Source organism: Pseudomonas sp. RIT-PI-r, from assembly GCF_001297015.1.
In the GTDB taxonomy this organism is placed as follows: Bacteria; Pseudomonadota; Gammaproteobacteria; order Pseudomonadales; family Pseudomonadaceae; genus Aquipseudomonas.
Genome location: NZ_LIGE01000020.1, coordinates 1 through 21,120 on the forward strand (window position 1 = coordinate 1; position 21,120 = coordinate 21,120).

The 21,120-nt window shown below is 57.2% G+C and carries 24 protein-coding genes and 1 tRNA gene; 9 read left to right on the forward strand and 16 right to left on the reverse strand.

The features are described 5' to 3' along the window. Positions 1-188 precede the first annotated feature (188 nt). Positions 189-890, forward strand: coding sequence for a hypothetical protein (locus AK821_RS07445; RefSeq protein ID WP_224790852.1), 702 nt, complete (start codon positions 189-191; stop codon positions 888-890). Between the two features lie 112 nt (positions 891-1,002). Here the strand turns inward: AK821_RS07445 and AK821_RS07450 are convergent, their stop codons facing one another. Further along, positions 1,003-2,868 carry a DUF7380 domain-containing protein gene (locus tag AK821_RS07450; protein ID WP_236708299.1) on the reverse strand — a complete coding sequence of 622 codons (1,866 nt, stop codon included), beginning with the start codon at positions 2,866-2,868 and terminating at the stop codon, positions 1,003-1,005. Positions 2,869-3,601: 733 nt separating this feature from the next. On the opposite strand from AK821_RS07450, the gene AK821_RS07455 reads away from it, so the two are divergent. Next, entirely contained in the window at positions 3,602-3,964 is a 363-nt protein-coding gene (locus AK821_RS07455; protein WP_064389093.1) for a DUF6124 family protein, read from the forward strand. Between the two features lie 181 nt (positions 3,965-4,145). Beyond that, the gene (lepB, locus tag AK821_RS07460) at positions 4,146-4,934 is read left to right on the forward strand and encodes a signal peptidase I (protein WP_064389094.1); all 789 of its coding nucleotides are present in this window, start codon (positions 4,146-4,148) and stop codon (positions 4,932-4,934) included. 138 nt (positions 4,935-5,072) lie between these two features. On the opposite strand, the gene AK821_RS07465 is transcribed toward lepB, so the two are convergent. Both AK821_RS07465 and pseH read right to left on the reverse strand, forming a co-directional pair. After that, entirely contained in the window at positions 5,073-5,477 is a 405-nt protein-coding gene (locus AK821_RS07465) for a DUF7079 family protein (protein WP_064389095.1), read from the reverse strand. Between the two features lie 52 nt (positions 5,478-5,529). Then, complete coding sequence (pseH, locus tag AK821_RS07470; protein ID WP_064389096.1) at positions 5,530-6,096, reverse strand: UDP-4-amino-4,6-dideoxy-N-acetyl-beta-L-altrosamine N-acetyltransferase; 567 nt, start codon at positions 6,094-6,096, stop codon at positions 5,530-5,532. Between the two features lie 135 nt (positions 6,097-6,231). On the opposite strand from pseH, the gene AK821_RS07475 reads away from it, so the two are divergent. Beyond that, the gene (locus tag AK821_RS07475) at positions 6,232-6,444 is read left to right on the forward strand and encodes a hypothetical protein (protein WP_064389097.1); all 213 of its coding nucleotides are present in this window, start codon (positions 6,232-6,234) and stop codon (positions 6,442-6,444) included. Between the two features lie 3 nt (positions 6,445-6,447). Here AK821_RS07475 and AK821_RS07480 read toward each other — a convergent pair whose 3' ends face one another. From AK821_RS07480 to AK821_RS07505, 6 genes are all read right to left on the reverse strand, one after another. Then, entirely contained in the window at positions 6,448-7,239 is a 792-nt protein-coding gene (locus AK821_RS07480) for a transporter substrate-binding domain-containing protein (protein WP_064389098.1), read from the reverse strand. Between the two features lie 58 nt (positions 7,240-7,297). After that, positions 7,298-8,167, reverse strand: a complete 870-nt coding sequence (gene copD, locus AK821_RS07485; protein ID WP_064389099.1) for a copper homeostasis membrane protein CopD — start codon at positions 8,165-8,167, stop codon at positions 7,298-7,300. A 3-nt stretch (positions 8,168-8,170) separates the two neighbouring features. Beyond that, complete coding sequence (gene copC, locus AK821_RS07490; RefSeq protein WP_064389100.1) at positions 8,171-8,545, reverse strand: copper homeostasis periplasmic binding protein CopC; 375 nt, start codon at positions 8,543-8,545, stop codon at positions 8,171-8,173. A 31-nt stretch (positions 8,546-8,576) separates the two neighbouring features. Beyond that, the gene (locus AK821_RS07495; protein ID WP_064389173.1) at positions 8,577-9,446 is read right to left on the reverse strand and encodes a copper resistance protein B; all 870 of its coding nucleotides are present in this window, start codon (positions 9,444-9,446) and stop codon (positions 8,577-8,579) included. Positions 9,447-9,457: 11 nt separating this feature from the next. Then, positions 9,458-11,155 (reverse strand): copper resistance system multicopper oxidase, encoded by a 1,698-nt coding sequence (locus tag AK821_RS07500; protein ID WP_064389101.1) that lies wholly within the window; start codon positions 11,153-11,155, stop codon positions 9,458-9,460. A 102-nt stretch (positions 11,156-11,257) separates the two neighbouring features. Beyond that, positions 11,258-11,728, reverse strand: a complete 471-nt coding sequence (locus tag AK821_RS07505; protein ID WP_016984581.1) for a hypothetical protein — start codon at positions 11,726-11,728, stop codon at positions 11,258-11,260. A 165-nt stretch (positions 11,729-11,893) separates the two neighbouring features. On the opposite strand from AK821_RS07505, the gene AK821_RS07510 reads away from it, so the two are divergent. Further along, entirely contained in the window at positions 11,894-12,559 is a 666-nt protein-coding gene (locus AK821_RS07510) for a ribonuclease T2 (RefSeq protein WP_064389102.1), read from the forward strand. Positions 12,560-12,629: 70 nt separating this feature from the next. Here the strand turns inward: AK821_RS07510 and AK821_RS30060 are convergent, their stop codons facing one another. Both AK821_RS30060 and AK821_RS07515 read right to left on the reverse strand, forming a co-directional pair. Continuing rightward, entirely contained in the window at positions 12,630-12,959 is a 330-nt protein-coding gene (locus AK821_RS30060) for a hypothetical protein (protein ID WP_150648576.1), read from the reverse strand. Between the two features lie 240 nt (positions 12,960-13,199). After that, positions 13,200-13,625, reverse strand: a complete 426-nt coding sequence (locus AK821_RS07515; protein WP_064389103.1) for a hypothetical protein — start codon at positions 13,623-13,625, stop codon at positions 13,200-13,202. Between the two features lie 260 nt (positions 13,626-13,885). Between AK821_RS07515 and AK821_RS07520 the strand changes: the two genes are divergently transcribed. Next, the gene (locus AK821_RS07520) at positions 13,886-15,454 is read left to right on the forward strand and encodes a sensor domain-containing diguanylate cyclase (protein WP_064389104.1); all 1,569 of its coding nucleotides are present in this window, start codon (positions 13,886-13,888) and stop codon (positions 15,452-15,454) included. 53 nt (positions 15,455-15,507) lie between these two features. Here the strand turns inward: AK821_RS07520 and AK821_RS07525 are convergent, their stop codons facing one another. Both AK821_RS07525 and AK821_RS07530 read right to left on the reverse strand, forming a co-directional pair. After that, a complete protein-coding gene (locus tag AK821_RS07525) occupies positions 15,508-15,819 on the reverse strand; it encodes a hypothetical protein (RefSeq protein ID WP_064389105.1) in 312 nt (103 codons plus the stop codon). An 85-nt stretch (positions 15,820-15,904) separates the two neighbouring features. Continuing rightward, positions 15,905-16,486, reverse strand: coding sequence for a GNAT family N-acetyltransferase (locus tag AK821_RS07530; RefSeq protein ID WP_064389106.1), 582 nt, complete (start codon positions 16,484-16,486; stop codon positions 15,905-15,907). Positions 16,487-16,608: 122 nt separating this feature from the next. On the opposite strand from AK821_RS07530, the gene AK821_RS07535 reads away from it, so the two are divergent. Together AK821_RS07535 and AK821_RS07540 are read left to right on the forward strand one after the other, a co-directional pair. Next, on the forward strand, positions 16,609-17,403 hold the full coding sequence (locus tag AK821_RS07535) for an exodeoxyribonuclease III (protein ID WP_064389107.1): 795 nt from the start codon (positions 16,609-16,611) through the stop codon (positions 17,401-17,403). Between the two features lie 101 nt (positions 17,404-17,504). Beyond that, the gene (locus tag AK821_RS07540; protein WP_064389108.1) at positions 17,505-18,332 is read left to right on the forward strand and encodes an arylamine N-acetyltransferase family protein; all 828 of its coding nucleotides are present in this window, start codon (positions 17,505-17,507) and stop codon (positions 18,330-18,332) included. Between the two features lie 3 nt (positions 18,333-18,335). On the opposite strand, the gene AK821_RS07545 is transcribed toward AK821_RS07540, so the two are convergent. Further along, the gene (locus AK821_RS07545) at positions 18,336-18,665 is read right to left on the reverse strand and encodes a BrnA antitoxin family protein (protein WP_064389109.1); all 330 of its coding nucleotides are present in this window, start codon (positions 18,663-18,665) and stop codon (positions 18,336-18,338) included. A 3-nt stretch (positions 18,666-18,668) separates the two neighbouring features. Further along, entirely contained in the window at positions 18,669-18,953 is a 285-nt protein-coding gene (locus AK821_RS07550) for a BrnT family toxin (protein WP_064389110.1), read from the reverse strand. Between the two features lie 255 nt (positions 18,954-19,208). On the opposite strand from AK821_RS07550, the gene AK821_RS07555 reads away from it, so the two are divergent. Next, complete coding sequence (locus AK821_RS07555) at positions 19,209-20,732, forward strand: nucleobase:cation symporter-2 family protein (RefSeq protein WP_064389111.1); 1,524 nt, start codon at positions 19,209-19,211, stop codon at positions 20,730-20,732. A 226-nt stretch (positions 20,733-20,958) separates the two neighbouring features. On the opposite strand, the gene AK821_RS07560 is transcribed toward AK821_RS07555, so the two are convergent. Further along, positions 20,959-21,034: transfer RNA gene (locus tag AK821_RS07560), tRNA-Asn, on the reverse strand. Between the last annotated feature and the right edge of the window lie 86 nt (positions 21,035-21,120).

Sequence of the window (21,120 nt, forward strand, 5' to 3'; positions counted from 1 at the left end):
GAATAGGGGACATTAGGGGTACGGAATCGGTGTGGCTGGGAGGTTGGGGAGTTTATCAGGAATGGGAGGACGGGGCTTGGGGGCAGGAATGGCAGAGTGGGTTTACAGCGTCCTACTTCTGGACCTGCTGAGCTTGCTCAACCTGCATTGGATTGAGCGAGACAAATCCAATCGAGGATTGATAGCATGTGGCTATCAATATCCACATCCTTGCAGGAACGGAATCCATGTCGAAAAAAATCCATGCGTTAGTGCTTTGCCTGGGCGGCCTCGTTGGCGCTATACAGAGTGCCGTTGCAGCTGAAAATCTGTTCAAGAGCTACGGCTACGACACGCCGATCACGAAATACACCGAGGCTGGCGGTTACTATGATTGCTCGGAAGAGGTGGGCGCGCCCGCTCGGTGTATTGATGACGTCGATTTCATTGATCAGAAATTCACTGCTGGCCTGGTTTTCAGCAGTGACAAGCTGATTATGGTTTCACTGTTCGCGCCCTATGAGCGCGAGCTGTTCGGGCGTGCTATCGGTGCGCTGGCCAAGTCGTTCGGTCTGGTCGCACTGGCTGACGGCAAGTCGATGCTGGATCTTGTCGATCTGGCGGCTAAAGCTAAAAGCAAGGATGAGTACACCGCTAAACTCACCAACTACGAAAGTGTCGCTCTAAACGCCAATAATCTGACCTATTCGTTTATCGAGGGCGCCGCCTCGATCAAAGGGACACCTAGCGTTTCTGGTTTGATGGCAGCCGCGCCTGCGAATGTCAGGGGGGCTGACCTGATTGTCACGGGCGAGGGTGAGGAATCGGTCATCATGATCAAGTTTTCTTTCCCGAAGCTTGACGAGAACAAGCTTGTTGAGCAGACCAAAAAACCGGTCGAATCTTTCTGAGTTTGATACTTTGGCGTTTAACACGCCTCGCTAACAGTAGAAAGGGATAGATTTGTTTGTTTTTTAGACGATAAATAAATCTGTCCCCATTGTTCAAATCGCTCATACATTGTCAATGTGCGAGTTCTAGGATTGCCGGGGCAACATGCGAACTCCAACGACTCAGCAGTGGTAGGCAAGTAATGTGATACATCAACCAACATGCATAGACACATGAAGGGTTGTAGCAATCGCTTGCAGACAGTTTGCCATGTGCCATTTCATGCCTTAGCATGGGGCCTCCTTTTAGGTTGAAAAGAAGGTGGAGCATGTATGTGATGTCGACGCCCAGCCTGGCCTCCAAAGCCTTTCTTTGGTTGGAATATAGCTGGCTGAGAGATTGATCTTCCTGTGTCAGATCAATGTTGAGCTTTGCTGTGTTAGATCCGTCATTCGCTAAAATGAAACGCAGTGAGTTCTCAAGTTGTGGAATGAGTAAGTGAGCAGCTGAGACCATATCCCCTTGAATAAGGCGAGCAAACCCTAGCGCAAATACGAGCTCGTGGCCATATGGGACAAAAGCACTTTGTGAAACTACAGGTATCAAATGTCGTTCGTCTATTTGCTGATGGCGACACATGGCCTGGCATGCGGCCCTGATGTTTCCTTCTGAGGCAACATGACAGTTAAAGCTGATATCTACGAGGCTTTCATGATCGAACCAGGTCTCCGGTGGAGGAGCTCCCAACGGTGCTGACGGAGAGTTGGCAATGATCTTTCCTTGCGAATCAGCGAAAGTTTTACCTGCCATTGAAGAAAAGAAGTAACGGTCTCTTCTGGATAGGCAGCTTTTATGTAGCGCTATCTTTTGGGGCGGTTTATCTATTAGCGCGAGTCGGAATAGCATTTCGTGAACTTCGAGGCTCTCAAACTTTTCCTGAGTGAGCTTCCGTATGTCTGAGAGATCAAGTGGCATGCTGAATTCGGCTAGGTCATCTAAGGACTCTTCTTCGAGAATCTGTAGCTCAGCTTTCAGCTTTACAATTTCTTCAGCCATTCCTTTGATGGAGCGGTATTCGCCGATTGCTAATTTAGTCCAATACGCTTTTGCTGACGATTGACTAACGCTGTCTCTCATTCGCAAGGTTTGATCAATTGCAGAAACTTTGCATTGCTTTGCGGACTCTTTATCACCAAGATTGGTATAAGCCTGGGCTGCAAGTCCCCAGATTTTTTTTACTGCTTCGGCATATTGTGTAGTGCTGTTCGCTAATGCTAAGGATTCAGCTTCGCTTGCTATTACACTCCAGTCAGTCAGGCGATAGCTTTGTAGGATTAGCGATAATTCGTAAAATGCTATTAAATTGCTGTTCTCTTTTGCTGTTTCGTGAGCTAGAGATAATGTGTCCTTGGCTATCTGCGGTACCTCATTTTTCTTGCCTGTTGAGGCGTATATTGAAAATGCTCTCTCAATCAGGTTGGTGATTTTTGCTGGTACTTTGAAGTCGGACTCATATTCATGGAGGAGTTTCTTGTCGAAAAAATCTTGTACTGCCACTAGATAGGACTCAGCGGCCAGCATCGCCACCTCGTGCAGTTTTCTGTTCATATACCAGCAGCTGTCCGCAATTCTGGCTCGTAGCAAGGGGTGGTCAAACTTTTCAACTATATCCACCAGAACATCTTGCTGCTCACCTACAAAATCACTAGGGATCAGGGTTCGCTGCCCATCCATTATAAGCTGGGATGTGAACGTATCCGGTCTATCAGGATTAAAGTGATAGCTGCAAATTACCGCCAGAACTTTGTAGGCCCTAACTGCTGCCCCATCCTCACGAGCCTCCGCCTCCTGAGAAGCCTTCAGAAAAGTACGCTCCAGGGTATGAAAGTGTACGGAGTTACTGAGCGCCAAGATCGAGGACGGATCGATATGCTCGAAGTCATCCAGAGTCGCCACATCCATCAGTGGCTGTTTCTCTTCCCTTTCTCTCTCTAACACGTCCTTGGCCCTCCGGCATTTTGGTGTACTCAGCTTATCTCATATCACGATGATGGCCAGGCTCATGGGCATGCTCGGCCCGTATATGAATGGGTAGTGCCAGTCGGTAGTGCCAGGATTGCTGGAGTCTAGTGATCGGTCTGTCCAGTCAGCATCAGTCCAGCCGGATGGGAGGTGGAGAAGAGATGTAGCGATGGTGTGCGTGCGATTGCACAGCTATTACACACGACATGATCTGCAAGCCACGGAAAACTTGCTTATGCAGTCCAGTCCATCATCGGAGCGACGGACACCGCGTAAAAAAGGAACGCAGTGCTCTCTGTGCTGTTGACTGTATTTGGATCGATCAACCTTCCCGTAAAGCCTTTCCAAACAGAAAAAACGTGTCTGTTTAAATGAAGCCTGTTGCTGCAGTCCTAAGCCTACACTCCCTTGCGCCTCCCCCTACACCTAAGACAGAATCCCCCGGCTTGTGCCTCTAGCCCGCAGGTTCTATCGTCCCTACGTCACTGAAAATCAGTGATCGGGTTTGGTAGCCCGTCTCCGTCAGAAGCACAAGACTACTGTCTTGCGAGGGCGTTTCTCGTCTTCGTTTTATGGTGGTCATGCGCGGGGCGTCTTCGGATGCGCCGGGGTTCCTGACGACCGGTCTACCAACCTGCGTATGGCCTCCACCCTTCGTTTGGTAGCGAGAGTGATGGCTCCTTTTCGTTTATCCGTCAGGAGTTACACCATGTTCAAACCAACACCCAATCCACCAGAAACCGATCCCGCATCCCCCTACGAATCCCTCAACTCCAAAAAACTCCACGAAGCCGCCGAACGCGCCCTCGATCACTACCTCCTTCCCGCCGACCACATCATGGCCAGCGTCAACGAGCCCGAGCGCATGTACCTCGCCAATCCCAAGTACGACTCGGAATCCCTGCTGGCCAATGCCAGTGAGACGCTGAGTTCAGCCTCCGAAATGCTCAACAACTTCGCCGCAGCACTCGACCCTGCGCACCGCAAAACCGCGCTGGGCATTGCACAGGTGGTGATGCTAGGTGAGTTGGCGGTGAATCAGGCGTTGGATAACGTCGAGTTGAAGGCGTAAATCCTGACCTTTGTGGCGACGGCGGTCAGTCCGTCGCCATGAGGGTCAGGCGCGGGAGTTACCCCATTTACCCAAATGGACAGAATGATGGCCATTCAGTAGCATTTCGCGCACTCCGCGTTTAAAAACGCCGCAATCCCACGGAAGCACTGATTGCTTTCAACCTCGTCGATGAGAGTTTATGAATACTCGTAAAAATCCGCTGCTAGCGTTCGTGATGTCGTGCCTGGTGGCCGGCTGGGGTCTGGTTTATGTCGGTCGCGTTAAATGGGCGGTGCGGGTTGCCGCGCTGCTCTATGTCGGTGTGGTTTTGCTTGGCGTGTGCGGAGTAACGACGACGCCAATCGGTTTGTATGTCTTCGGCATTTTTGTCGTGCTGGTCAAACTGGGATCGGCCACGGCGGCGGCGATGTTGGCGCGTAAAGAAGGCAGTTCGGTGGACAGTCCCAGCACCCGTTTCCATGTGTTTTACGTAGTGACGCTGATCATCGTTTCGCTTGTTCTGCTGGGGCCGTTGAGAGGGCCGATTCTGGGGTTCAAGACTTACTTCATTCCGTCTGGCTCGATGGTTCCGACCCTCTCGATCGGGGACTATATCGTCACCAAAATGCGTATCGACGCGCCGCAGGTTGGAGACATTGTGGTTTATCGCTACAACGGCACGGAGGCGGTCAAACGTGTCGCCGCAGTGGGTGGCGATACCTTGTCGATCGTTGACGGTAAGGTCATTCGCAATGGTGAAAACATGGGGTTGTTCTTTGCGCCGCCAGAGCGCGTGAAGGATCCTCGTTATCAGCAAACGCCGCAGACGGTGATCGAGAAAGACCACGTGTATTTGCTCGGCGATAACCGCGATAGCAGCAACGACAGCCGCTTCATGGGGCAGGTCGCCGTTGAGGACATTGTCGGTAAGGTCACCGGAATCTGGTTTTCAGAAGATCGATCGAGGATTGGCACAGTCTTTCATTGATGAGTCCCATCCTGAAGGGCGAGTTGCGGTGGCTGGTGACCTGTCCTTGAGCGCAAGTCCAAGCGTCCATCAAAAACGGTTTTTGGTATGGCCTTGAGGCTGCGGCGGTCGTCAACTATTGGCTAGCGATGGGGTCGGTCACTTTCGGTAATGCCTGGAGATCTCTTTCCAGATGTATTTGTATCGAAACGTCAGCCAACGTATCAGCAGTTTGTCTATCTGCCGTCGAAAGCGGCTGTTTTCCCGGGCTTTCAAAGTCTCTGCTATGTCTGCCTTCAACTGCTCCGAGTTGAAGGCAGACCAGATCATTGGAATCACGGTTTCAAGATTCGTATGGCAAACAGGTGCGACCTCTTCGTAGAGGATTCGCTTTATCTCTTGTGGGTCGTAGTCTTCGGTTTCGCGCGCGATAAATGCGTAGTTGACCTCATTGTCGACAAACGCATCTGACAGCGCCCAATGGACGTCGAATCGCTGCTGTTCAGTTGCTGATGCCCATTCACGTTTGGCTGGGTCGATTATTCGCGGCGCCGGTTCTACCATTTTCTGACTTTCATTCAGGTGCTGTGTGAGTGAGAAGATATCCTCCTGGTGTTTAAGGGCTGCCGACAGCGCTGCTCTCTAGTCGGGCAATCACGCTTTGTAAGGCAGGACGCTTGTTCTGCCATTCGTCTTTGGTGATGCCCAGCAGAACAACGTCGATCCGAACCCCATCCTTCACCACGTTCTGCCGCCTAACCCCCTCAACCTCAAACCCGAACTTCTGATGCATCTTCACCACCGCCGAATTCATCGCCAGCACTTCACAATTCAGCTTCTCCAGCCCCGCCACGCCAAACGCGTAATCAAGCATCCAGAATTCAATGACACTGCCCAGGCCCTTACCCTGCAACCCCACGTCCAGATAAAACGCCCAATCCGCGCTCTTGTGCAAAACATTGATCGCATTCAACGACACAACCCCCACCGCCTGCTCATCCTTGATCACCACAAACACTTGCTGGCGTGGATTGCCCTTTAACGAGTTCAGCCAGTTCGCATGTTCCTGCTCGGAGATTTCGTGCGACGTGTACATGAATTTGCGCACGTCCGGCTGATTGCGCAGGGTGCGGACGTGGGCCTGGACAGCAGGGCTGGCGTCGGTGAGGGGCAAGAATTGCATGGGGATGTCCTTTTCGGCGGGTAAGCGATTCTGAACCGGCGCTGTCGATCAGCAAAGTTTCATCTTGCCGATTGCGGCGCGGGCCTAGGATGTTGGCACAAGACCGTCGCTGTTCATCCCGAGGGGAATCGTGCCATGCGCCTTAATGTCGTCAAAGTGCTGTTGATCGCTGCAACGGTATCGGTGTTGAGTGCCTGTTCGGGCGCGGGTGGTTTGACCACCACCCGTTGTTTCTCCGGCGATTGTCAGTCGCCGGAGGGGCGCAACGCCAATACGTTGAAGTTTGGTGGCAACAGTATCGGCAGCAGTCTCAATCAATATAGCTCCGGCATGTTGCATGACGATTGAGGATTACTGCGCGGCAGGCACGGCAATCCATTCGCTTAGCGTTTGCTGATACTTGCCGGTGACTTTGCTCAAGTGCAGCCACTGATCGACGTACAGTTTCCAACTGATGTCATCGCGCGGCAGCAGATAAGCCTTCTCGCCATATTGCATGTACTGATGCGGATTGACCGCGCACAAACCCGGTTTGAGTTTCTGCTGGTACAGCGCTTCCGAGGCGTCGGTGATCATCACGTCGGCTTTGTTGTCGAGCAGTTGCTGGAAGATCGTCACGTTGTCGTGCAGGGCCAGTTGCGCTTTCGGCAGGAAAGCGTGGACGAAGGCTTCGTTGGTGCCGCCGGCGGGTTCGACCAGGCGCACGTTCGGCTGGTTGATTTGCTCGACAGTCTGGTACTTGCTGACATCGGCGCAGCGTACCAGCGGGATCTTGCCGTCGGTGTCGAGGGTGTTGCTGAAGTAGGCTTTTTTCTGCCGCTCCAGCGTCACCGAAATGCCGCCCATGCCGATGTCGCACTTGCCGGCCTGCATGTCCGGCATCAGGGTTTTCCAGGTGGTTTGCACCCATTGCACTTTGACGCCGAGGCTGTCGGCCAGCGAGCGCGCCATGGCGATGTCGATGCCTTCGAAGTCGCCGTCGGGGCGTTTGAAGGTGTAGGGCTTGTAGTCGCCCGTGGTGCAGACGCGCAGTTCACCCTGTTGCTGGATGCTGTCGAGGTGTGCAGGGTTTTGCTCTGCGTGAGCGCCGGCGGCCAGGGTCAGCAGGCCGCAGAAGATCATCGTGCTTTTTAGAATTGTCATTGCAAATGGGCTTCTGAAAAGGAAGGTGGCCCAGTGTAGTGAAAGGCTTTCCCGGGTGTCATCCCGCGTCCGGACTTAATGTGCCTAGCCACGCCACCAGTGCCACGATCAGCAATGCGATTGCCAGTTCAACGACAACGCTTCGTCTAAGCGCATTGACCGCGACGACATGCTGCCCATCGCGTAACGCTTGCGCCAATGCCGGCCCGAGATGAAAGCGGTTCAACGCCGCCAACACCAACATTGCGGCAAACAGTAAAACCTTGATCGCCAGCAGCATCCCGTACGTGCCGAGTAACACTTCATCCAGCCTCGGGCCGATGATGAACAAGTAATTCACCACGCCGGTGATCGACAGCGTCAGCACAATCGCTGCGCCGACCCACTCAAAGCGCCGAACCGCAAACGCCAGCGAACGAATGCGCGCTTCATCAACCAGCCCCTGCGCTATCAACACCAGCGCCAGCATCGCCCCCAGCCACGCACCCGCCGCCAGCAGGTGCAGAATGTCGCTGAGAAAATGCCAGAAGCGCAGCGCGCCCTCGTCCATCGCCCCATGCCCGCTCCAGGCCAGAGAGGCGAGGGCGATTGCGCCGGCAAACGATGCAAGCCACAAACCCGGCCGAATCACCACGACGATCAATGCAGTCATCCGCACGGCCCACGCCAGCCCGACATCCGTTTCCAACACCATCATTTGCACAGGCGGCCACAGCGCCGCGAGCGCGGTTTCGCCGCTCATGGTACTGGTCATCAGCACCAATCCTGCCACTGACAACAACGCCCCGATCAATGCCATCCCGCGCAGCATTGGCCGCAACCGCAGCAGCGTCTCAGCGCTGTACAGCGCAAACAACGCCAGCCCGAACACCAGCAGCAAATCCACATACAACGCAAACCGCAGGATGATGTTGATCAGTTCGCCCATCGCTCACTTCACTTTGAACGTGACGTTGCCGGTGATCGGGTGCGTGTCGCTAGACACCGCGCGCCATTGGACTTGATAAGTGCCGGCGGGCAACGGCGAGAGCGGGGTGATCAGCATGCTTTTCGGGTCGCTGCCGGCGCTGACTTTGGCTTTCATCGGCATCGGCGAATGGGCCATGCCGGGCATTTCGGTCATCACCAGTTTGGCGCCGGAGAATTGCGTCAGCAGGCTCTCGGAAAAATGCAGTTCGATCTTGCCGGGTGCGGCGCCGTCGGCCCCTTCGGCCGGGGTCGACGAGAGCAGTTTCGGGTGGGCCTGGGCGAGGTTGCTCAGGAGCAAGGCGCTGGTGAGTACGAGGGTGATTTTCAAGGTGCGCATGCAAGACCTCTGGGGTGTTTTCTAAGGGAATTCAGAACCACAGCCGCACGCCGAGCACGACTCGCGCTTCGCTGCGATCCTCGCCTTCTTCACGGGCGTAATCGGCGCTGTTGCCGTAGGTGCGGTTCCACGTCACGCCGATGTACGGCGCAAATTCGCGGCGCATTTCATAGCGCAAACGCAGGCCGGCTTCAGAGTTGGCAAGGCCGGAACCGATGCGGCGTTGTGGATCGTTTTTACCGTAGACATTGAGCTCGGCGGTGGGCTGCAGGATCAGCCGATTGGTCAGCAGGATGTCGTAGTCACCCTCCAACCGGACGGCGCTCTGACCCCCTTCACCGATAAAAGCGGTGGCCTCGGCTTCGAAGTTGTACAGCGCCATGCCCTGCAAACCGAACGCGGCCCAAGTCTGCGGCGCGCCGGGTTTGAAGTCCTGACGCACGCCGCTGACCACGTCCCACCACGGCGAAATCGCATGGCCCCACAGCGCCTGAAGCTCGGCATCTTCGGTTTTGCCATTGCTGCGTTCGCCCTCTGAGCGCAGCCACAGCCGATCAATGTCGCCCCCGATCCAGCCGGACAGATCCCAGGCCAAAGCGCTGCCGTCATCGGCGTCCTGCCATTCGAGTTTGTCGGCGAGGAAGTACGTGTGGATCGTGCTGTCGTGGACTTGATGACCGCCGGGGCTGGTGAATACGGCGGCGCGATCGGCGTCGGTCAACTTCGGGATCGGCGTGCGGCTTTCGGTCGGCGCGGCGGGCTGCATCATGCCGTCGTCGATGCTTTGCATGGCCGGGTGATCCATGCCGGACATCTGGCTGTGATCCATGCCCGGCATGTCGCCGACAGCCATCGCCGAACTGCCGATCAGCAGCAAGGAAAACGCAGTGAATCGAGTCATCAACGGCCCCTTCATGCTTCCACCCGCACTTCACGGAACATGCCCATTTCCATGTGATAAAGCAGATGGCAGTGATAAGCCCAGCGGCCGAGTGCGTCGGCGGTCACGCGGTAACTGCGGCGCGTGCCGGGCGGCATGTCGATGGTGTGTTTGCGCACCTGGAAATTGCCGTTTTCGTCTTCCAGATCGCTCCACATGCCGTGCAGGTGAATCGGGTGGGTCATCATCGTGTCGTTGACCAGCACCAGGCGGATGCGCTCGCCGTACTTCAGGCGCAAAGGTTCGGCGTCGGAGAATTTGATGCCGTTGAACGACCAGGCGAATTTCTCCATGTGACCGGTCAGGTGCAGTTCGATGGTGCGGCTCGGGTCGCGGCCATCCGGGTCTTCGAAAGTGCTGCGCAGGTCGGCGTAGCTCAGCACGCGACGGCCGTTGTTGCGCAGACCGAGGCCCGGGTCGTCGAGTTTTGGCGCGGTGCTCATGGCTTGCATGTCCACCAGCGGATTGTCTTTTTCGCTGTCGGGATGGGCTTGCATCGGGCCCATCGCCGAGTGATCCATGGCGCTCATGTCCATCGAACCGTGATCCATGCCACCCATGCCCATGTCGTCCATGGTCACCAGTGGGCGCGGGTCGAGTACCGGTACGGACGCAGATAACCCGGCGCGAGTGGCGAGGGTGCCGCGGGCATAACCGCTGCGATCCATGGCTTGCGCGAACAGGGTGTAGACCTCGGCGTCAGGCTCGACGATCACGTCGTAAGTCTCGGCCACGGCGATGCGCAGTTCATCGACGCTGAGCGGTTTGACGTGCAGGCCGTCAGCCGCAACCACGGTCATTTTCAGCCCGGGAATGCGCACGTCGAAGTAGGTCATCGCCGAGCCGTTGATCAGGCGCAGGCGCAGCTTTTCACCGGGGCGAAACAGGCCGGTCCAGTTGTTGTCCGGTGCGTGGCCATTCATGAGGAAGGTGTAGGTGGCGCCACTGATGTCGGCAATGTCGGTGGGGTTCATGTTCATTTCTGCCCACATCTTGCGATCGGCAATGGTGGCGCCCCAGCCTTTCTCGCTGACGTCACTGATGAAGTCGTCGACGGTGCGTTTGTCGAAGTTGTAGTAGTCGGACTGCTTTTTCAGGGTCTTCATCAGGCTGGTCGGGTCTTCGTCGCTCCAGTCGCTGAGCATCACCACGAACTCGCGGTCGTACTGGAACGGCTCAGGCCCCCGGGCGTCGATCACCAGCGGGCCGTAGACGCCGGCCTGTTCCTGCAAGCCGGAATGGCTGTGATACCAGTAGGTGCCGTTCTGCCGAAGCTTGAATTGGTAGACGTACACGCCGCCCGGTTCGATGCCGTGAAAGCTCAAGCCCGGCACGCCGTCCATGTTCGCCGGCAGCAGAATGCCGTGCCAGTGGATCGAGGTGCTGGCGCTGAGCCGGTTGCGCACCCGCAGCGTCACGGTGTCGCCTTCGCGCCAGCGCAGCAATGGGCCGGGCAGGCTGCCGTTGATGGTCATCGCCGTGCGAGGGCGGCCGGTGAAGTTGACCGGGGTTTCGCCGATGAACAGTTCGAAGTCGCTGCCGCTCAGTTCATTCACCTGGCCTGGCGCGTCGAGCGCCCAGACCGGCGTGCGCCAAAGACCGAGGCCGCCGAGCAAGCTACCGGCGGCGAGACCTTTGACGAAGGTGCGTCGTGATGGGTTGGAAGGCATGCGCTGGAAATCCCCGTTTGACTCATGACGGGGAGGCTAACCAGCGCCAGCTTTCAGTTGGCTGAGGCGGGGATTACAGTTTTGACAGTTTGATCATTTGCTCTACAGGCCGAGGCCTTCCTGCACCGCCAGCAACAGATTGTTTTCGGTCAGGGCGATGGCGTCCAACTGTTGGCCTGTTTCAATCGACTGCACCCACCAATGGCTTTCACCGTGTTCATCCACGGTACGCAGCAGGTAGGTGTCCGTGGCTGACGGGATGATCTGCACTCGCCCGGCGCCATCCTCGGTAAACCGCGCAATGGGATCGAATGTCAGGCTTTGATGATTGGCTTCGATCACCAGTTGGTCGATGGCGTAATCGTGGGATTCACCATCGGGAGACGTTTCGCAAACGTGGGTAGGATTGCGTCGAATCTTCAACCCGACCTCGGTGACTGGCTGTAACCAGGCTTCAATGCGGTGGTACAAGTCGTACACCTGCGCCGGCCAGCAATCGATCTCCAGCGCGGCATCCGCGTGGGTGTGCCGGGTTTGCTTGAGTTTGGCGGCGAGTTCGTCTGCTTTACTCATTTCGGATCCCTTGGTTTGATGTCTGCCTGTTAATCGTAGACCTTTCAACGGCGTACGGCCTTGCCTTGCGTCATGCGCTTGCAACACAAACATGGCGAAATCAGCGCTGGCCCAGTCTGGCCAGGATCGAAAACCACGGACGCAGGCGTCCCAAGGAGCGGGTAGATGAAAAAGCTGTTTACAATTTTCGCGGTGATCGCGCTGACGGCCGGTAGCATCGGCTTGAGTTCGGCGCGGCAATCACAGCCGAGCAAGGCGCAGACGGAATCGGTGGCGGGGGTGTTCGACTACTACCTGCTGGCGTTGTCCTGGTCGCCGACCTTTTGTTTGACGCACAAAGATGACTCGCAGTGCACGGGCAAAGGCTACGGCTTTGTGCTTCACGGTTTGTGGCCGCAATACGCCAAGGGCGGCTGGCCGGAATCCTGCCCACCGCTGACGACGTTGAATGCGGCGCAAACCAGCCAGGGCCTGACGCTGTTCCCGACCAAGAAACTGCTCGACCACGAATGGTCCAAGCACGGCACGTGCAGCGGTCTCGGCGCGATGGGCTATCTGGATGAAGCGGACAAAGCCGTGGCGGCGGTGAAAATCCCGGACGAACTGCAACCGTTCAGCAGTTCCTATTACTTCGAAGCCCAGGAAATCGCCGATCTGTTCCGCAAGGCCAACCCGGGAATTCCGGCCGATGGGATCGCGGTGATTTGCAGCGGCCCGGAACTGTCGGAAGTGCGCGTGTGCATGGGTAAGGATCTACAGTTCGGCGCGTGTGGCAAGGGCGTGAAAACCCAGTGCCGGGCGGGAGATATTCGGGTGCCGCCGTCGCGCTGATCGATTAATAACTCAAGACGATATGGTTTTTCAACGCGGTGGGCTATTGGTGCTCACCTCGTTCTTATCATTAGCAGGGCGTGATTTTTAGAATGCCGTCGCAGTTATTCAACTTCGATACATCGTTCAGTGGAAAGCTGACAGACTGTTTCTGATACGTGGAACTCGCCGGGCTGTTACCTGTTAGTGGGTCGGTTTTTTTAATCTTTTGGCAGGTCTGTTTCAAATTGCAAACACCTTCAGGACTTTGAGTGGTCCAGTCATCGCCGGTGCAGCTTCTATAGGCTTTTGACTGGGCCCAAGCCCCTTGGCATTCCTGGTCGTGTGCCGCAAGAATTTGTGGGCTATCGAGTGTAAATAGCAGGGCGAGTGCGCAGTAGGCAAGTCTTGTCGTTTGCATGGTTATTCCCTCGAAACCGATTCTGACCCGTGTCAGAGATTGCTGTGCTTTAAGCGAATTCTGAGCGGGTCTTGAGCGTCCTAGGGTCGGCGTATTTTTCGTAAGCCTCTACTGTAAGAAGTAACAGGTTCGCGGGTTCATTTAGTTTTTTTACTCATGAGTCCACTATTTCCAACAGCTATATCGAATAATAACCAGGCTGCAATTTCTCCAAAGTTGGCAGTGAAGCCAGACGCGCCATCAGACTTGCCCATTTGCATCCACACCCAACTCCCCACGCAAAAACTCCACCAAGCCGTGCTGTAACCCGTTCAAGACCCCCTCACGGCTGATCAACGCCACCCGCCACGGCCCTTGCGCAACATTGAGCTCACGAATCGCCCGCTGCCGATACAGGCAGCCTTGAGGAAACAGCGCCAGCTGCAGCACGCCACTGGACGAATCGAAATCCACGCCTTTGACCCATACCAGCCGTTCCGGCCAGGTTGCCCATGCCGGGCCGCTGTCCGGTTCGCGTTTGATCAGGGCGATGTCGATGTCGCCAGCATCGAGCCGCTGGCGCAGCTCAGGCTCATGCCGCTGATGGTTTCCAGACGCGTGCGGGTGGTTGCGGGTGAAGCCGGCAAGGATCAGCGCCATGCGGCGGGCATCGAAGTCTTCCGGCATGCCGATGCGCAGGATTTCCAGATCGAGGTCGCTAGCCAGCGCTTCACTGCACGGTGCACTGCGCCGCCTGGCACTTCACAACGGACTAACCGTAAAGAACAATCGAAAATAAATCGGCGAACAGCGATCATCCAAACTCGCTGCGCGCCGATACTACTGGGCGGGATCAGGGCGTTTGCCCGGTATGTCCCGGTGGGCTACGCTCATCAACACAAGGGTTTCGGGCGTTTGCCCCTGTCGTACCTGCCCAGGACACGTTTTTGCCTATCCCCATTCACGATCCGCAACAAGCCTCCGGCACGCTCAAGCGTCTGCCGCTGCGCAAAGCGGCGGCGCTGTTTATCGTTGCGGTATGTCTGTGCCTGTTCGGTTTGCTGTACCTGCAGCTCGAGCAGTCGCGCCGGCAGGATCTGGAAATGGCTGAAATGGTTTCGGGCAATCTGACCCGGGCCATGGCGCAACAGGCCGAGGACACCTTTCTGGCCGCTGATCTGGTGCTGACCAGCCTGGCCGACTGGATCGAGGACGATGGGTACGGTTCCGGCCAGAAGGCGCGTTTGCAGAAAACCTTTGCCCGGCGCGTGCAGCAACTGGATCAGTTGCATGGCATATTCCTGTTCGATCGCGAGGGGCAGTGGGCGATCACCTCGTTTACCGATCTGCCGCGCGACGCTGGTGTTGCGGATCGCGAGTACTTCAAATTTCATCAGCAGAATACCTCGACGCTGGCGCACATCGGCCCGGCGATTCGCAGTCGCGAGAACGGCGAATGGATCATCCCGATTTCGAAACGCATCAACGACCGCGCCGGCAACTTCCAGGGCGTGTTGCTGGCCGGGATCAAAATGTCCTACTTCGACCGGTTCTTCGAAAGCTTCAGCCTGGATAACAACGGCATCATGTTTCTCGGTCTGACTGACGGCACACTGTTGGCGCGTCGACCTTTCGATGAGGGTTTGATCGGTTCTTCGCTGGCGCAGGGCAGGATTTATCAGTCGTTGTTGCCCGAGGCTTCGGCCGGTACGGCGATGATCAACTCGGTGGTCGACGGCGTCGTGCGTTTATATGGTTACCGGCAACTGGCGTCGTATCCGTTGGTGGTGGCGGCGGCGACGTCGCGCGACACGATTCTCAAGGGTTGGCACGCGCGCGCGTTCCAGTCCAGTGTGATCATCGCGTTGGTGATTCTGGGGGTCGGTCTGTTCGGCTGGGTGTTCATCCACCAGGTGCGTGACGGCGAACGAATCGAGAAAAACCTGCGCAAGGCACAACGTACGCTGGAACAGATTGCCACCCATGACAGCCTCACCGGGTTGGCCAACCGGCGGCTGTTCGAGCGTTCGCTGGACATCGAATTTGCCCGCGGCGCACGGCAGTCGAGCCCGGTCAGCCTGATCATGCTCGATATTGATTTTTTCAAGCGCTACAACGACGCCTATGGCCACGTCGCAGGGGATCATTGCCTGACCCAGGTGGCGCAGGTGGTGAAGAGTTGCTGTCAGCGCAAGGCTGATCTGGCCGTACGTTATGGCGGTGGGGGGTTTGCCGCGCTGCTACCGGGCCCCCACATCAATGGCGCACTGGCCATTGCCGGGCAGATCCGGCGTAGCGTGATGGACAAACGCATCACTCACAGCGGCTCGCCTTCGGGGTATCTCACGGTGAGCCTCGGTTGCTACTCCTTTATCCCTCTGGGCAATGACAGCCCCGAAGTGTTTATCCAGCGCGCCGATGCTGCACTGTACCAAGCGAAAAATGCCGGACGAAATCGCGCCGCCGTGTTGTCGATGGAAACCGTGATCGGGGAGCTGATGCGCTCGGATCGTTGATCGGCGCGCAATCAGACAAGCCATGGCGCTCACCATGGCCTGCTCTTGTTCGTTCAGCTGCCAGTACCACCCCCTGCGCCGCCGGTGCCGCCGCCCGCTGCACCGGTGCCACCCCCGGCACCTGAACCCGAGCCGCTGGCGCCACCGTTGGTGCCGGTGCCGGTGCCAGTCCTGGCCCCGTCATTGCCATTGCCAGTGCTGCTTGAAGGGGCGCCAGGCGTGCTGTTGGGGGGCATGTTCGAGCCGCTGGTGGCACCGGATTTGGTGCCGGTGGCATCCGCGCCATCGTTGGCGGCGAAGACTGCGGCGGAAGTGCTTGCCAGCAGGCCGGCAAGCACGAGTGACGTCAGTGTGCGGGTAGTCATGGTGGGTCTCCAGAATAGGGCCGGTTACCTGACATTGGTCTGAGGCGCGTCGCACTTGGTGCCTGTCGGGTGACGAGCGGTCGCCTCAGTCGTACGCCGCCAACTTCTGCTCAAGGCGCTGGCGAACCTGTAGCCACTCGTCATCGATGATGCTGAACCTTACGGAGTTGCGCTTGCGTCCATCCGGCATGATCCGTTCATGGCGGACGACGCCTTCCTGTTGTGCGCCCAGACGCAGGATCGCCTGACGTGATTTCTGATTGTTTTCATCGGTGGTGAACTGCACGCGCACGCAGTCGAGCACTTCGAAGGCGTGACGCAGCATCAGGTATTTGGCTTCGGTATTGACGAAGGATTTCTGCCAGCGTTCGGCGATCCAGCTGCTGCCGATTTCCAGCTTGCGATTGAGCGGGTCGATCTTCCAGAACCGCGTTGAGCCGATGACTTCGCCGCTGTCCTTCAAGACAATGACAAACGGCATGACCGTGCCGGCGTCGCGGCCATCCAGGGCTTTTTTCAGGTAGCTGTCGACGGTGCCCGGCGACGGCACGACGGTGACGGTGAGGTTCCACAACTCGCCGTCAGCGGCGGCGTGGAGCAGGGCGTCGGCGTCGGCATACTGAAGCGGGCGCAGAACGATGCGCTGGCCTTGCAGCGTAGTTTGCATGGATTCGGTTCTCGGCGGTGCGGGTGGATGGCCTATTACGCCGCAACGTGCCGATCCGATGCAACCGGCGCGAGTGACGCGGAGTCAGATTTTCTACAGACCATGGGCAGGAGCCTCAGCCAATGAAAAATCTGCGGATCGCCACTTACAACGTCAACGGCTTGCGCGCTCGATTGCCGAACCTGCTGGAGTGGCTAAAGCGCGAGCAGCCCGACATTGCTTGTCTGCAAGAGCTCAAGTCGCTCGACAGTGCGTTTCCCGCCGCTGAACTGGAAGCGGCCGGTTACGGCGCGATCTGGCAAGGGCAGGCGGCGTGGAACGGGGTGGCGATTCTCGCCCGCGATGCGCAACCGCTGGAGAGTCGGCGCGGGCTGCCCGGCGACCCTGATGACAAGCACAGCCGGTACCTGGAAGCGGCGGTGCACGGGGTATTGGTTGGCTGCCTTTATTTGCCCAATGGCAATCCGCAACCGGGACCGAAATTCGATTACAAACTGGCCTGGTTCGAACGACTGATCAGCTACGCGGAAGACCTGCAAGGCAGCGATCATCCGGTGGTGCTGGCCGGTGACTACAATGTTGTACCCACCGACATGGACATCTACAACACCCGTTCCTGGCTCAAGGATGCGTTGCTGCAACCCGAAAGCCGTGCGTGTTATCAGCGGTTGCTGGATCAGGGCTGGACCGACTCGCTACGCCATCTGTATCCCGAAGATCGTCTATACACCTTCTGGGATTATTTTCGTCAGCACTGGCAAACCAACTCCGGTTTGCGCATTGATCACCTGCTGCTCAACCCGGCGCTCAGTCCGTATTTGCATGAGGCCGGGGTAGACGCCTGGGTACGCAACGAGCCGCATGCCAGCGACCATGCGCCGACGTGGATTCGTATCGGCTCGCGCAAAAGGCGCTAGCGGACGATTGGCGAAATCAATTATCGAAACAGCTGCCCGATCCCGTATACATGGCGACCATCAACGCAGTGACCTGCGGCCCCATGCATAAGGATCGAGCAATGAGTGAGCCACGCCTGAACGATGTGAAACTGTATCTGCAACGCCTGGGTTTCGCTGCGCCGCCGGCGCCGACACTGGCGACGCTGCGTGAATTGCAATGGCGTCATACCGGCGCCTTTACCTTCGAAAACCTCTCGACCATTACTGGCGCGCCGGTACTGATTGATTTGCCGTCCATTGAACAGAAGGTCCTGCATCAGGGGCGTGGCGGTTACTGCTACGAACTCAATCACCTGTTTTATGCCCTGTTGCTCGAATTGGGTTTCGATGCTCGTGCGATCAGTGGTCGAGTGGTCATGAACCAGCCTGAAGGCACCTGGACTGCGCGCACCCACCGATTGAGTCTGGTGACCATCGATGATGTGCGTTACATCACCGACGTCGGGTTTGGCGGCATGGTGCCGACCGCACCGCTGTTGCTGGATTCCGAAGCTGAGCAGGTCACCCCTCACGAACCTTATCGCATCGAAAAACAGGCCGATGGCTACATGCTGCGCGCCAAGGTCGCCGGCGAGTGGCGGTCGATGTACCTGTTCGATCTGCAGCGCCAGGAAGACATTGATTACACCATCGGCAACTGGTACGTCTCGACCCACCCGCAATCTCCTTTCGCCACGCGCCTGATGGCTGCGCGTACTGGCGACGGCTGGCGTAAAACCTTGAACAACGGCAGTTTCGCCCTGCATCGCATGGGCGCTGACAGTGAGCGGCGCGAAATATCCGACGTCGATGAACTCATCGACGTGCTGCAACAGGCGTTCGGTCTGCGCGTGCCGGATCAGCCGCATGTACGCCAGTCGCTGGCGCGAATGCTCGTGCCTGTCTGACAATCAGGGTTTTGCATCCGGCTCCAGTACGCGACGGATTTCCCCGACGGCTGCCGACAGCTTTTTCTCGAGACTCTTGAGGTCGGCGGCGGTAATGCCCTGTTTGAACTGCCCGGAAAGGGCCGGATCATCGGCCGGCTGTGTGGCACCCTCGAGCAACGCCTGGCGCAGCGTGTTGTTGATCACCGTCTGATAACCGAAACCCTCGTTTTCCGCGACGTTGCGCGCCGCCTCGATGACAGCATCGTCGAGCATGATGGTGATACGGGTTTTGCCCTTGGCGGGCGCCAGTGCGCCGCGTTTGCCTTGGGAGAAGTCATATTCATCTTTCATCGGTCAAGCCTCCTGAAAATAGGCGCTACGTTCGCTCGGTGTGGCGACACGGGCAGAAATGATTCGTACGACATTCGCGTCTCGGTAACTGTACGCAACGACCAACAAGCGCCCTTTGCCGTTGAGGCCAATAGTGATCCAGCGCTGTTTGTCGTGGTCGTTGTCCTCGATCGTCAGTGCTCGTTCGTCGTGAAAGACCGGTTCGTTCTCGGCGAGGCTGACGCCTTTGTGCTCGAGCTTGTTGGCCGCGTTCTTGCTTTTGTCGTACTGAATGTCCAATGACTTCATTATGCATACTTTATATGTATAAAAAACGACGCGACCGTACCGTCGGTCGCCATGAACAGTTCAGCCTTAGTGGGGGTTGGCGCAGACGCCGGTAGGGATGTGTTGCCGGATTTGTGGGGGATGCAAGCGGCGGGATAGAAGGTTGGATGGCTACCTATCCATTATGTGACTGATAAGTTGTATACAACTCTATGGACATTTGTCACGAGTATTGAATACAGTGTGCGCATAACAAAAACCAGGGAACCCCCCACCATGAAAACGCCCCATGTTTCACACCAACGGCCCGAGGACGAAAATCTCGGGGTCGGCGCGAATATGGCTTACGGCCTGCAACATGTTCTGACCATGTACGGCGGTATCGTTGCGGTGCCACTGATCATCGGCCAGGCGGCCGGCCTGTCGCCGGCGGATATTGGTTTGCTGATTGCTGCTTCATTGTTTGCGGGGGGGCTGGCGACGCTGCTGCAACCCCTGGGCCTGCCGTTTTTTGGCTGTCAGTTGCCGCTGGTTCAGGGCGTATCGTTCTCTGGCGTGGCGACCATGGTCGCGATCGTCAGCAGCGGCGGGGAGGGCGGTTTTCAGTCGGTGCTGGGCGCGGTGATTGCCGCGTCCTTGATCGGGCTGCTGATCACGCCGGTGTTCTCGCGCATTACCAAGTTCTTCCCGCCATTGGTTACCGGTATCGTCATCACCACCATCGGCCTGACGCTGATGCCGGTGGCTGCACGCTGGGCCATGGGCGGCAACAGCCACGCGCCGGACTTCGGCAGTATGCAGAACATCGGACTGGCGGCGGTCACGCTGGTGCTGGTGCTGCTGCTGAGCAAGGTCGGCAGCTCGACCATCTCGCGTCTGTCGATCCTGTTGGCCATGGTGATCGGTACGGTGCTGGCGGTGTTCCTCGGTATGGCGGACTTCTCCAGCGTCACCACCGGGCCGATGTTCGGCTTCCCGACACCATTCCACTTCGGTATGCCGACCTTCCACTTCGCCGCAATCCTGTCGATGTGCATCGTGGTCATGGTGACCTTGGTGGAAACGTCGGCGGACATTCTGGCGGTCGGTGAAATCATCGGCACCAAGGTCGATTCCAAACGTCTGGGCAATGGCCTGCGGGCGGACATGCTGTCGAGCATGTTTGCGCCGATCTTCGGTTCGTTCACCCAAAGTGCCTTCGCTCAGAACGTCGGGCTGGTGGCGGTGACCGGGATCAAGAGCCGTTTCGTGGTCGCCACTGGCGGTGTGTTCCTGGTGGTTCTTGGCCTGCTGCCGTTCATGGGCCGGGTCATTGCCGCAGTGCCGACGTCAGTTCTCGGCGGCGCGGGTATCGTGCTGTTCGGCACGGTGGCGGCGAGTGGCATTCGTACGCTGTCGAAGGTTGATTATCGCAACAACGTCAACCTGATCATCGTTGCCACCTCGATCGGTTTCGGCATGATCCCGATTGCTGCGCCGAACTTCTACGATCACTTCCCGAGCTGGTTCGCGACCATTTTCCACTCGGGCATCAGCTCGTCGGCGATCATGGCGATCCTGCTCAACCTGGCGTTCAACCACTTCACCACCGGTAACTCGGATCAGCAGTCGGTGTTTGCGGCGGCGGAAGAGCGCACCTTGCGTTATCGCGATCTGGATGCGCTGCGCGAAGGCGACTACTTCAGCGACGGCAAACTGCATGACTGCGATGGCAAGGAAGTGCCAGTGATCGAGCCGGATGATCACGACCATGGGCACGGCGCGCCGAAGGTGCAGGTGAAAAGCAGTGAGCATGTCTGACCGCTGTAGCTGAATGGAAAAGGGCCGATCTGTTAATCAGATCGGCCCTTTTTGTTTGAAGATCAAAAGATCGCAGCCTTCGGCAGCTCCTACAGGTTCAGCGTTCATCCGCAAAATGGGCGGAATACGAGACCTGTGTAGGAGCTGCCGAAGGCTGCGATCTTTTGATCTTTTCGAGCGCCCACAAAAAAGCCCCTGAATCTTTCGATTCAGGGGCTTTGCTATTTGGCTCCACAACCTGGACTCGAACCAGGGACCCAATGATTAACAGTCATTTGCTCTACCAACTGAGCTATTGCGGAATTGGTGCGTATGTTACTGATTCAAAAAGAGAAGTCAAGCGCCGGTTGCAAAAACGAGTGAATTCTCGGGACGGACGGTGGTTTGT